This window comes from Erythrobacter sp. JB1-15 (assembly GCF_057365035.1).
In genome coordinates, this window is the sequence record NZ_CP200295.1 from 2427320 (window position 1) to 2439873 (window position 12554).

The following is a 12554-nucleotide window of genomic DNA, read 5'->3' on the forward strand; positions in this document are numbered from 1 at the left end:
GATAATTTAAACATGACACAAGCCTTTCCTCTTCTGCCCCTTCGCGACATTGTCGTTTTTCCCGGCATGGTTGTGCCGCTGTTTGTGGGGCGCGATAAATCGGTTGCGGCATTGGAAGCGGCGATGGAAGCGTCAAAGGATATCTTCCTGCTCGCACAGCTGGATCCGGCCTGTGATGATCCGGGGCAAGATGATCTGTATGATACCGGCGTTGTCGCGCAGGTTCTGCAATTGCTCAAATTGCCCGATGGCACGGTGCGCGTTCTCGTCGAAGGCGGAGTGCGCGCGCGGCTGCAAACACTGGTGCCCGATGATGGCTATATCACGGCCGAAATGGAATTGATTGAGCCGGAAACGGTCGCCGGCAGCGAGGTCACCGCTTTGATGCGGCAGGTCACGCAGCAATTTGGCGAATATGCCAAGCTCAACAAGAAAATGGGCGAAGAAAACGACATTGACCTATCCGATGTCGATGATGCGGGCGAACTGGCTGACACGATTGCGGCTGCACTCAGCGCGAAAGTTTCTGACAAGCAATCGCTGCTGACAGAGAGCAGTCCGCTCAAACGCCTTGAACTGGTAATGGCGTTTATGGAGGGCGAATTGTCGGTCCTTCAGGTGGAGCGCAAAATTCGCGGGCGAGTGAAACGCCAGATGGAAAAGACCCAGCGCGAATATTACCTCAACGAGCAGATGAAAGCGATCCAGTCTGAACTGGGCGGCGGCGATGGCGAGGAAGGCAATGAGCTGACCGAGCTGGCCGAGAAAATCGAGAAAACCAAGCTTTCCAAAGAGGCCAAGACCAAGGCCAATGCCGAGCTGAAAAAGCTCAAAGGCATGCAGCCGATGAGCGCTGAGGCGACAGTGGTGCGCAATTACCTCGATGTGCTGCTGGGGCTGCCATGGGGCAAGAAATCGCGCCTGAAAAAGGATATCGGACAAGCGCAGGAAATACTCGACGCCGATCATTACGGGCTCGAAAAGGTCAAGGACCGGATCATCGAATATCTTGCCGTACAGGCGCGCACCAACAAGCTGAAAGGCCCGATCCTGTGCCTCGTCGGACCTCCCGGTGTCGGCAAAACTTCTCTCGGCAAAAGCATAGCAAAAGCGACGGGCCGTGAATTTGTGCGGCAATCTTTGGGCGGCGTTCGCGATGAGGCGGAGATACGCGGGCACCGGCGGACCTATATTGGCTCAATGCCCGGCAAAATCGTCAACAATCTGAAGAAAGCAGGCACCAGCAATCCGCTGTTTCTGCTCGATGAGATTGACAAGCTGGGTCAGGATTTCCGCGGCGATCCGGCTTCGGCCTTGCTCGAGGTTTTGGACCCTGAGCAGAACGACAAGTTTCAGGATCACTATCTCGAACTCGATCTCAACCTGTCTGACATCATGTTTGTGACGACCGCCAACAGCCTTGATCTGCCGCAGCCGCTGCTCGATCGGATGGAGATCATCCGCCTCGAAGGCTATACCGAGGATGAAAAGGTCGAGATCGCCACGCGGCATTTGCTGGCCAAACAGGTCAGCGATCATGGCCTGAAACCCGAAGAATTTGAGCTGACCGAAGAGGGCCTTCGCGATCTTATCCGCTATTACACCCGCGAGGCAGGGGTGCGCACACTGGAGCGCGAGATTGCCCGGCTGGCGCGCAAGAGCTTGCGCAAAATCCTTGAAGGTGATGTCACCAGCGTGACGATCACGCCGGACAACCTTGGCGAATTTGCAGGGGTACGCAAATTCAAGCACGGCATGTCCGAAGACGAAGCGCAGATCGGGACTGTCACGGGCCTCGCCTGGACCAGTGTAGGCGGCGAATTGCTGACCATTGAAAGCGTGACGACACCGGGCAAGGGCGAGATCAAAACGACTGGCAAGCTTGGCGAAGTGATGAATGAAAGCGTCGCTGCCGCGTTCAGCTTCGTCAAATCACGCGCGCCCACTTATGGGATAAAGCCCAGCCTGTTCCAGCGCCGCAATGTCCACATCCACTTGCCCGAAGGTGCAGTGCCCAAAGACGGGCCAAGCGCGGGGATCGGCATGGTAACCTCCATCGTTTCAACGCTTGGCGGGATCGCGGTGCGCCCCGATGTGGCGATGACCGGCGAGGTTACTCTGCGCGGCCGCGTGCTGCCGATTGGAGGGCTGAAAGAGAAATTGCTCGCCGCGCTTCGCGGGGGGATCAAAACGGTGCTTATCCCCGAAGAGAATGTCAAAGACCTCGCCGAAATTCCGGACAATGTGAAAGAGGGCCTTGAAATCATTCCAGTGAGCCATGTCGATCAGGTGCTTGAACAAGCCTTGGTGGAAATGCCCACTCCGATTGAATGGAGCGAGGCCGATGATCTGGCATCGCAGCCTGGCGCATCGGCTGCGGGAACCACGGCAGGATCGGATGTGCCAACGGCCCATTGATGGCGCCGCCAACTGCGCGAATGAGCAACAAGAGAGAACTTATCGCGTTCCAAATTGCAACTTAATTGGCGGCATCAAAAGCATGTTAAGACAGGGCAATCGCGCTCGCTTTACCGCAAATGACGAAAAAAACTGAAAAAAGCCCGGCTTTGCGCCGTATTTGTCTTTGACAGCTACTGCAAAACAGTCTCAATCTGGATTCTTTCGGGAAGATGATTCCTCGAATACGAAATTGATTCAAAGACTTTTGGTAATACAAGGGGGTTCCCAGGATGAATAAGAACGATCTGATCGGTGCGGTTGCCGAGACCACTGGCCTTTCAAAGAATGATGCCGCAAGCGCTGTTGAAGGTGTGTTCGATGCTGTGACCAAGGCTTTGTCGAATGGTGATGAAGTGCGCCTTGTCGGGTTTGGCACGTTCTCTGTCGCCAAGCGTAAAGCGTCCACAGGCCGCAACCCGCGCACCGGCGAGCCGATGAATATTCCTGCATCAAACCAGCCCAAGTTCAAAGCGGGCAAAGGCTTGAAAGACGCGGTCAACTGATTGCGCTGATGGGCATGGGTGAGGGCGCTTTTATCAGCGCATATTGAAACCCGGCCAATCACACAAAAAACCCCGCCGATCGCAAGACCGGCGGGGTTTTTGTTTGCCCTGTTTCGACGCGCCCCAGCTGCGTGCTTATCCTCAGCGGGGCAAAGCGATCAGCGCGGTGGGCGCTGTCGCGGTGCGCGAATTGATCTGCCATGTCAGACGCTGGCCGCTCGCCTCTGTCACTGGGCCTTCGTCGGTGTTGTTCGCCCGGATATCCCCGGTCGTGACAATCGAAAAGGTGCCGCTTATCTCGGGGAGGTCAAGCTCTTCAGAAGAGCTGGCCCCACCGCCAAAGGGTGATCCGCCCATCATCATCGGCAATAAAGGATTGGCCGCGCCTTGCCCTGCAAAACCGGGGGCATTCACGCGAACCGCCCCCCCATCACGCACTAGAACCTGGACGAAGGGGCTGTTGGTCGGAAATCCTTCGATCACGGGGAACATGTAATCATGGCTCAAAGTGCCGCTGATTGCATAGCTCACATCGAACATGCCATCGCCTTTGGCCTCGACCCGGTCGAACCCTTTTTGCCGCACCATCAGGGCTGCCAGTTCCGCTTCGGCTCCGGGAGCGGACAGGTCGATCCCGCCGAAGATTTCTGACATCTGCTCTGCTTCGCGCTTTTTGTTTTCGGCGCGGCGCTGCTGGCCCTCTTCCCACTGAGCGCGCTGCTCGGCCACTTCTTCGGGCGTGCATTCGCGGTCTCCGGCATAGTCTTCGGCCTCTTCAATCATCGCTTCTGCCGCCTTGGCAGCCGCCTCTGCTGCGTCGCTAGCCCCTTCAACAGCTTCGGCTGGAGCGTCGCCATAACAATAGGCCTGAAATTCCCCCATCGAAGACCGCTTGCTCTCCTCAGCCAGCTTCGCAAGGCCGATAAAATGCACTTCGCCTTCATAGGTGAAAGTGAACGCATCATCCTCCATCAGCGTCAGCTCAGACGTGAATGTGCCGGGCTGGATCAGGCAGCCTGTCAGCATCAGCGAACACCCCGCCAAAACCGCGGCGGATTTCGCCCGCATGGAAGCAAACATCTTCATTATCACTACCCCTTTGATCGTGTTGATGCAGCGTATAGCGCAATCGCGGCCGCGTTGGATACATTCAGGCTTTCCACTGCGGACGATATCGGCAGTTTTGCCAGAGCATCACAGTGCTGAGCGATATTGTGGCGCATACCGGGCCCCTCTGCGCCCATAACCAGCGCAACAGGGCCGGCGGGTAACGCTTCCTCCAGCGCCGCCTCCGCTTCGCCTGCAAGGCCGATGCGCCAATATCCCGCCTGCGCCAGATCATCCATCGCGCGCGCCAGATTGACAACCCGCACCCATGGCACCGTCTCCAATGCCCCAGAGGCTGATTTTGCAAGAACACCGCTTTCAGGCGGTGCGTGGCGATCCTGCGTGACGATACAGGCCGCATTGAAGGCAGCGGCGGACCGCAGGATCGCGCCGACATTGTGCGGGTCTGTCACCTGATCGAGCAGCACAACCGGGCGCGCGGGATCGCCAGTGGCAAGCTCATCAAGGAAGACGCCATCAAGCGGTTCGCATTCGAGCACCAGTCCTTGATGCGGGGCATCTTTGGCAACGAGCCGCGCCAGATCGGTGACGTCGGCATATTCCACGGGAAAATCCTGCGGCAATTCGCCATCCAGGCTTTCGATGCCATCGCGCGTTGCCCACAGTTTGCGGTGCTGGCGGGCGGGGTTTTTGAGCGCTGCTTCGACAGGATGCCGGCCCCACAGGCGCACATATCCGGCGGTTCCCTTGCCCGAACCGCGCCCGCCTTTCATCCGGCCTGCACGCCCGCGCAGCGCTTTCTTTTTGTCACCTTTGGCCATTTGCGTCTTTCATTGGAGTGTTATGTTTCTGCCCCCTGCCAGCAGGCCCATTGACAGGCAAGGCTCGCTTCGCCAAAGCGCATCCCCTCGGCAGCAAGACCTTTATCGGGTCGCGCATGCATTTGGTGGCCGCAAGGCCGCATTTTGAGCAAGCCCTGTGTGGACAGGTGGCCGAGTGGTTAAAGGCAGCAGACTGTAAATCTGCCCGCGCAAGCGTACGCTGGTTCGAATCCAGCCCTGTCCACCATCGGGTCTCCCGCCACCGGGTCTCCCACCTCCGGGTTCTCCCAAACTGGCGATTACGCTCTCAGGCGCTGTGGTTCTCTTTCGCCTGTTAGATGCGTTTCGAATATATCCCATGGCACTGGCTTTCCGATATGCCAGCCTTGCAGATAATCGCAGCCAATTGCGGCGAGCGCTTCGAGCGTTTCGCCATCCTCCACCCCTTCGGCGACCACTTCGAAAGACAGCGCATGGGCAAGCTCTACGGTTGAGCTGACCATGACGCGGTTTGCCTGATTGGTGATAAGGTCGCGGACAAAGCTCTGGTCGAGCTTGATCTCGTTGGCGGGGAAATCTTTGAGGTAATTGAGTGTTGCATGGCCGGTGCCATAGTCATCCACCGACACCCGCGCACCGGCTTCACGCAGGCTCGCCAGTGCGCGCTGGGCAATTTGCGGATCATCCAGAGGCGCGCTTTCGGTGACTTCCAAAGTGATCGGCGTGCCCGGCAGATCGGCAATTGACGCAAGCCTTTTTGAGACCTGATCCACAAAGTTCGCGTCGGACAGCAATTGCGCGGAGATATTGATCGCAAGGTTCAATTCATGGCCCAAAGTGGCGGCATGGCGGGCTTTGCCGATGGCCTCATCCAGAACGAACAAAGTGAGCCTGTCAATCGACTGCTTTTCTTCCAGCAGGGGAATGAATTCGCCCGGAGAAATAGCCCCCAGGGTCGGGCTGTTCCAGCGCACCAGACATTCTGCGCTTGTGATGGTGCGAGCGGGCAATTTGAGCTTTGGCTGGAACACCACGAAGATCGCGCCTGTATCCAGCGCTTCATCAAGCTGGGTGAGGATCGTTTGTTCAAACTGCGATTGTTCGGTCATGGTGCTGGCCGATGATGACCAGCGCAGCGAACGGCGGCGCGCAAATTCGCAGGCCAGCACGGATTGCGCAACGCTATCCTTGGACACCCCAAATGAAGGCTTGGCGCGCAATTGTTGGCCAAGCAAATCAATCGGCGCGTTGAACAAGGCATGGGCGGAGGAAAAATAATCCTCCAGATCATCTTCGCGCTCTGCCGGGATCAGCCAGCCAAAAACGCCATTTTCGATCCGGAACACCTGTTTGCCCATGGCGATCAATTGCAGACGGTGGGCGATGGCCTGATCGAGCTGGCCTGCGTCTTTATCGGTCGTGACCGCTTCCAGTTGATCATAATCTGCGATCCGCACCGCACCAATTGAAAGGTGAGAATTGCTGCGGTGTGCCGCTTCGAGCGCGCGGCGGTTTTGCAGGCCTGATGACAGGTCCGTGAGCCGCGCTGCGGTCAGCATTTGCAGCAATTGGATAAGGCGCTGAGCGACGGCGAATGTCGCGGCAAAGATCATGGCGCTTGCCAATTGAATATAGGCAAGGTGCGCCGCATCAGCAGCGAGGGCCAGCGTGCCAATAATCCCGGCGCTCGCGAAAATGCTGAGCAGCGAATAACGGCGCAAGGCTGGCTTGATCACGGTCAGCAGCACAATCAAGGCAGCGAGCGCGAGGACAATGGCTTGGTTCACATCAGTGCGAGCGCGGCCCTGAATTAGCGTTTCGGCCGCTTGCGCTTGCACGATCACGCCGGGGTTTACCCCGTAAAGGCTGGTGGGGTAACGATCGCCCAGCTCAATCGCTGTGGCACCGATAATGATGCGTTTGTCTGCGATCTCGATCTGCGCTGACTTTGCCGTTCAACAGATCGACGAATGAAATGCGATCAAACGAAGCCGGATCAATCGCCGCATCGACGCGGAATTCTTGCGAGATATCGCCCGGCGTTCCCGAAACCATGCTTGCAAGCGAAGGGCGCGGCACATTGTCAGTGACAGTGCCATACCCGTAGTGAGTGATCTGCCCATCGGCATCGGGCGTAACATTAACAGAGGCGAGAAATACGTGTTCGCGCAGGTCATTCAGCGGCAGGGCTTCTGATACCGATTTGTCCTGCGTTGCCTGATTGATCTGGCGGAATGTCGGCAGGATGACCGAAACATTCGCATCGCGCAGCGCCTGGGCAAAGCGGGCGTCCTGTTCGGGCGTAGAGCGGGCGGAAAATTCGATGTCGAACGCGATCTGCTTTGCGCCCAGCCGGTCCAATTCCTCGACTGCGACCGCGTAATTTTCGCGCGGCCATGGCCATTTGGCGACTTCCTGAAGCGAGCGGCCATCGACCTCGACAATCACGATATCGCTATCGGTTGGCCCAGCGCGAAGGATGTCGCGGCCATGACGCATATCGGCTTCGATGGCGTCAGAAAGCCCGGTTGAGAAGCTGGCTATTGCGATGATCAACGCGATTACAAACGCGGCAATCGACGCCTGCAATTCGAGCGAGAAGGATGGAAGGTTTTTGCGCAACACGGTTCTTCGGCTTTCCTCACAAAGCAAGCTTGTGCTTGCCTGAGTGAGGGTATCGCCAAATGATTGAGATCGCGTTGCCGTGCCTCTTTATGCTGTGCCTCTTTGCGCTGTGCCTGGATGTGGCGGGTTAATCGCCGTCACCGTCTTCATTATCGCCATCTTCGCCTTGATCGTCGTCATCATCATCGTCGTCGTCGTCACCATCATTGTCGTCGCCGCCGTCATCTCCGTTGAGATTATCGGCAATTGCGCCAATGATTCCGACGATAATATCACCCAGGGTGATACCGCCCCCATCATCGCCTTCGCCATCATTGAGCGTTTCGGCATCATCACCGTCGCCAGTGCCCAGAGCGCCGCCACTGTCCTGGTTCCCAGTGATGTTATCGTCGCCGGGGCCATCTCCGGAGCCTACTCCCGACCCGTCTCCATCACCGCCTGCTCCGCCGTCAGAATTGAGATCATCAAGCAGATCGATATCGCCATCGCCGATATCGGGCTCCGGAAGATCAGGCATGTCCGGCGTCTCAGGAAGGTCCGGTGTGTCCGGCTGATCGGGCAGGTCTTGAGTGTCCGGCATATCCACCATGTCGCCAATATCGGGCGTGTCTGGCGTGTCTGTTACGTCCGGAGTGTCCGGCATGATCGGATCGCCTGAATTGTCCTGGTCGCCTGATCCGCCCATATCCACAACTGCGCCAACAACAGGTGCGCCGATCACGTCGTCGACGATGTCATCTGCCTGATTGTTCGGGTTTGGACCGCCCGAGCAATTGACAACGCCGGCGCAGGTTCCGCCGGGTTGATCTTCGGCATAGACCAGTTCATTTGAACCATCGTTGCCGTCATCGATGCCCATATCGATAACATCACCAGCATCACCAACATCACCGGTGTCAGGTGTCATGCCAATGTTCGGTGCGATGGTATCGTCTGGTGCGGCAATATCGCCTGCTACAATGTCAGGAACGGTCTCATCCACCTCGATGTCGCCAGAGTCGTCCCCTATCGCCGCGTCGCTGCCTGTTGCGATATCCTGATCGACTGCTGCGATATCAGGCTCGTCTATTCGTGCTGCGATGGGGTCCGCTGCGAAATCATTGTCGAGATTTGCCAGATCATCACTGGCGCCAATTGCAGTCACAACACCGCCCTGAGTTACGGCATCATCGCTAAACTCGGCGCTGAATTCCGGCGTGGTAAGAGCCGCAGCGAGGTTTGGCGTGGTCAAATCAGCCGAACTTGAAACGCTGTCATCTGTGCCAGTGCCCTGATCTGCACCCGCAGGCGATTGCTCGCTTGTTTCACTTGAAGCGCCGCCACTGCGATCGCTTTGTTCCTGTGAGACCGTGACGGCGGTGTCGGATGGGTTTGCTCCGCGATCCAGACGCGAGACCACGTTGGGCGTCCCGCGCACAATTACCTGCTCCCGGTTCGCGCTTTCATCGTCGCTGACAATAACGATCAGGTCGCCAATCTGATCGGCATCGACAATCCCGATATTGCCCGGCGTCAGCAAGGCCGCTTCCAGATCGTCGGCGGTGATAACCTCAACCGCGCCCTCGGTGACTTGCACGCTGGTGCCTTCTTCAGACACCGACACGTTGAAAGTCGTGCCTTTCACCACAGCGGCCATATAGGGTGTTTCAACGCCGAAATGCTTGGTGCTCTTTTTCTCCACTTTGAACAGTACATTGCCGAGATATTGGAATATCTGGGTCACTGGACCGGCTTTCTCCGGTTCGGCAATTTTGATTTTGGCCTTGGGCGAGACGACGACATATTCTTTACCGCGCACAATGACCGCGCGGCTTTTGGTGGCGGTCTGCACAACATCGCCTTGGTCCAGCTTGATACCCTTGCGGCCTTTCAGCTGCGCTCCATCGCGCACGATCACCACATTGCCGCTGGCTTCGGATATCATCCATCCCGATGGCGCGGCAAAAGCGCTGGTGCTGGAAAGAAGCGCTGCAATGGCGGCTGATTTGACGGCGACTTTGATCATTGTTTTTCCGGTGTTCGAGAAATTTATGGAATCTGCCTGTGCCACCGGCGGCTGAAAATGGCGTTAAGTGCGATAGTGAAAGATTGCTTACTTTGTGCCCCTGCTTCGTATCCATGCCTCGTGCCTCGTGCCTCTGCTTTGCATCCATGCGTAAGCTTTTCTTAGCCAGCTCGCATTACGGCGCTGCCTCTGACTTGGAGGATTTGCGTGCGCAGGTTTGTTGCGACAGGATTTGGAGCATTGTTGTTGGGCATGGTTGCCTCGGTGCCTGCGCTTGCCCAAAACACGCGCGCGCCGCAGATCGCTTTTGCTCCTGTGCTCAAGGTTGCGCCTGAGACGGCTGGCGAGCCCGTCGCTGCCGGAAACAATGCCCAAAGCGACGGAGACCGCGACACCGATCAGATCGCGGCCATCGTCATCAGCGGCAATGAAGCAATTGATGATACTGTTTTCCAATCCGCACTAACCGATTTCTTTGGCGAGGACGTGACCGAGGAACGCCTGGCCGAACTTTCCAACGAAGTTGCGCAGCTCGCCAAGGATGAAGGCTATGCATATGCCCGCAGCCAGATCATCAGCAATCCTGGCGGCTTGGGTATTGTTGAGGTCAAACTGGATGAAGGCGTCATCGCGGCGGTTGAGATCGATGGATACGACAACACCGCTGCCCGCAGCGTGCTTGAAAAGCTAATCGGATCGCCGGTCAAAAAAGCGGATCTTGAACGCGCATTGCTGCTCGTCTCGGACATTCCCGCCGTGCGGTTGCGCAGTGCGAATTTCAAACGGGTCGATGGGGCAGGGGTGCTGGTGGTGAAGCTGTCACGCCGCGATGCCAGTTTCAGAGTATCGGGCGACAATTACGGATCAGCGGCATTTGGCCCGGTGCGCGTGCGCGGTTCTGCCGCGGCCAGCGATGTTTTGACCGGCAGCGATCAGGTGCGCGCCGCAGTGCGGATCAATCCGGTTGATCTTGGCGAGCTGTTGTTTCTAAGCGCCGCATATCAAACCCAGATCGGCACTGACGGGGTGACTTTTTCCGCATCGGGCTCTGTCGGCACCACCGCGCCCGGCGGCGCGTTTGGCGATACCGATATCACCGGCGAATCCGTGCGCGGCAGTGCGCAAGTCACTGTGCCGATTGTGCGCGGCAAAAATCTAAGCCTATGGGCCGATGGGCGCGCTAGCTACATCTCGATTGAGCAGGACGCGATTGATCAGATGCTGCGCGATGACACTGTTGTCACAGTGGAGGTCGGGCTGCGCACGCAGATCGCGCTGGGTAAGGGGAACCGCTTGCGCGCCGGCATTTCGCATGTGCGCGGGCTTGACCTGTTTGGCGCGACCCGGCTGGGATCACCGCTCGCATCGCGCGCCGATGGCGACGGTGTGTTTTCCAAGCTGAGCTTTTGGACGGACGCGCGGTTTACCCTGAACGACCGCATCGATCTGTTCTTTGCCATGGGCGGGCAGATCGCCGACCGCGCTCTGCTCGGCAGCGAAGAACTGGCGCTGGGCGGGGCATACCGCACACGCGGCTATAATTTCAGCGAAGTGCTTGGCGATGAAGGGATCTATGGTCTGGCAGAGCTGCGCTACAGCGTGCCCACGGGCAAATTGCCGCTCGATCGTTTGCAGCTGTATGGCTTTGTTGATGGCGGGGTGGTCAATGATATCGAGCAGGATTTTGGCGAGGGATCGCTGTTTTCTGCAGGGCCCGGCATGCGCGCGCGCTGGGGCGTGTTTGATATGGAGCTGGAAGGCGGCTTTCCCCTAGGCGGATCGGGTGAGCGCAGCGATGAAGGCCCTCAGGTAAACCTGCGCGCCGGGGTAAGCTTTTAGACCGGGCGTTTCCTGCCATTGCCACTTGCAGCCCTTTCCAGCGCGCAGTAGGTGCGCAGGCATGCAAAACTCACTTCTAACCGAAGCTCTAACAGGCCGCCCGGTGATCTCCGCCACCGGCCTGTTCACCCCCGCAGACAACATCACCAATGAAGAGCTGGTTGATAGTTTCAACCGCTTTGTTGACCTGCACAACACCCAAAACGCAGACGCCATCGCGGCGGGCGAGGTTGAAGCGTTAAGCCCATCCTCTGTCGAATTCATCGAGAAAGCGAGCGGGATCAAAGCGCGCCATGTGATGAGCAAAGCGCCGATCATTGATCCAGAGATCATGGAGCCGCGCCTTGAAGACCGCGCCAATGATGAAATCTCGATTATGGCCGAGATTGGCGTGATCGCTGCGCGTGAAGCGTTGGAGCGGGCAGGGCGCTCACCGCAGGATGTGAACGCGGTTTTGTGCGCGGCTTCCAATATGCAGCGCGCTTATCCCGCCATGGCGATTGAGATTCAGCAGGCGCTGGGGATTGATGGTTTTGGCTTTGATATGAATGTCGCGTGTTCTTCCGCCACCTTTGGCATTCAAACCGCGGCGGATTATGTGCGCGCAGGCAATGCGAAAAGCGTGCTGGTGGTCAGCCCAGAGATCACTTCGGGCCATCTCAATTGGCGCGACCGCGATAGCCATTTCATCTTTGGCGATGTCGCCACCGCCGTGCTGGTCGAAGATGCCGCCATCGCGCCTGATGACCATTGGGAAGTGCTTGGCACAAAATTGAAGACAGTGTTCTCCAACAATATCCGCAACAATTTCGGCTTCCTCAACCGCGCGCATCCTGAAAGCGCGGGCGATCCTGACAAGCTGTTCGTGCAGGAAGGACGCAAGGTTTTCAAAGAGGTCGTGCCCATGGTCGCGCAAATGATCCTTGAAGAGGCAGAGCGGCTGGGCCTTGATCCGCAGGCCCTGCGCCGGTTGTGGCTGCATCAGGCCAATGCGGGGATGAACCGTCTGATTGCGCAGCGCGTGCTGGGCCATGAGGCGAATGATGATGAAAGCCCCACCGTGCTCGATACCTATGGCAACACGTCAAGCGCGGGGTCGATCATTGCCTTTCACCTTAATCAGGCGGACCTTGCGAGCGGTGATACCGGGCTGATTTGCAGCTTTGGTGCGGGCTATTCTGCGGGCACTGTGTTTGTGCGCAAAGCGGGCTAAACCACGGCCCGCGCGCAGGT

9 protein-coding genes and 1 tRNA gene are annotated in these 12554 nt (G+C 57.7%); 5 read left to right on the forward strand and 5 right to left on the reverse strand.

Features of this window, described 5'->3' with window-relative positions:
• The first annotated feature begins 12 nt into the window (after positions 1-12).
• Positions 13-2418: an endopeptidase La gene (gene lon, locus AC0V6L_RS11730; RefSeq protein ID WP_486154410.1), complete on the forward strand. Its 2406-nt coding sequence runs from the start codon at positions 13-15 to the stop codon at positions 2416-2418.
• 272 nt (positions 2419-2690) lie between these two features.
• Positions 2691-2963, forward strand: a complete 273-nt coding sequence (locus AC0V6L_RS11735) for an HU family DNA-binding protein (protein WP_486150971.1) — start codon at positions 2691-2693, stop codon at positions 2961-2963.
• A 141-nt stretch (positions 2964-3104) separates the two neighbouring features.
• Here the strand turns inward: AC0V6L_RS11735 and AC0V6L_RS11740 are convergent, their stop codons facing one another.
• A complete protein-coding gene (locus tag AC0V6L_RS11740; protein ID WP_486154411.1) occupies positions 3105-4049 on the reverse strand; it encodes a hypothetical protein in 945 nt (314 codons plus the stop codon).
• A gap of 5 nt (positions 4050-4054) precedes the next feature.
• Positions 4055-4852, reverse strand: a complete 798-nt coding sequence (rlmB, locus tag AC0V6L_RS11745; RefSeq protein WP_486154412.1) for a 23S rRNA (guanosine(2251)-2'-O)-methyltransferase RlmB — start codon at positions 4850-4852, stop codon at positions 4055-4057.
• Positions 4853-5013: 161 nt separating this feature from the next.
• Here rlmB and AC0V6L_RS11750 point away from each other — a divergent pair.
• Positions 5014-5099: transfer RNA gene (locus AC0V6L_RS11750), tRNA-Tyr, on the forward strand.
• A gap of 52 nt (positions 5100-5151) precedes the next feature.
• On the opposite strand, the gene AC0V6L_RS11755 is transcribed toward AC0V6L_RS11750, so the two are convergent.
• The 3 genes from AC0V6L_RS11755 to AC0V6L_RS11765 form a co-directional block, all read right to left on the reverse strand.
• The gene (locus tag AC0V6L_RS11755) at positions 5152-6789 is read right to left on the reverse strand and encodes an EAL domain-containing protein (RefSeq protein ID WP_486155127.1); all 1638 of its coding nucleotides are present in this window, start codon (positions 6787-6789) and stop codon (positions 5152-5154) included.
• Entirely contained in the window at positions 6743-7477 is a 735-nt protein-coding gene (locus tag AC0V6L_RS11760; RefSeq protein WP_486154413.1) for a CHASE2 domain-containing protein, read from the reverse strand. The genes AC0V6L_RS11755 and AC0V6L_RS11760 overlap by 47 nt, the downstream gene beginning before the upstream one ends.
• Positions 7478-7604: 127 nt before the next feature.
• Positions 7605-9482 carry a FecR domain-containing protein gene (locus AC0V6L_RS11765; RefSeq protein WP_486154414.1) on the reverse strand — a complete coding sequence of 626 codons (1878 nt, stop codon included), beginning with the start codon at positions 9480-9482 and terminating at the stop codon, positions 7605-7607.
• 207 nt (positions 9483-9689) lie between these two features.
• On the opposite strand from AC0V6L_RS11765, the gene AC0V6L_RS11770 reads away from it, so the two are divergent.
• Both AC0V6L_RS11770 and AC0V6L_RS11775 read left to right on the forward strand, forming a co-directional pair.
• On the forward strand, positions 9690-11321 hold the full coding sequence (locus tag AC0V6L_RS11770) for a ShlB/FhaC/HecB family hemolysin secretion/activation protein (protein WP_486154415.1): 1632 nt from the start codon (positions 9690-9692) through the stop codon (positions 11319-11321).
• Between the two features lie 61 nt (positions 11322-11382).
• A complete protein-coding gene (locus AC0V6L_RS11775; protein WP_486154416.1) occupies positions 11383-12534 on the forward strand; it encodes a beta-ketoacyl-ACP synthase III in 1152 nt (383 codons plus the stop codon).
• Positions 12535-12554: the final 20 nt, after the last annotated feature.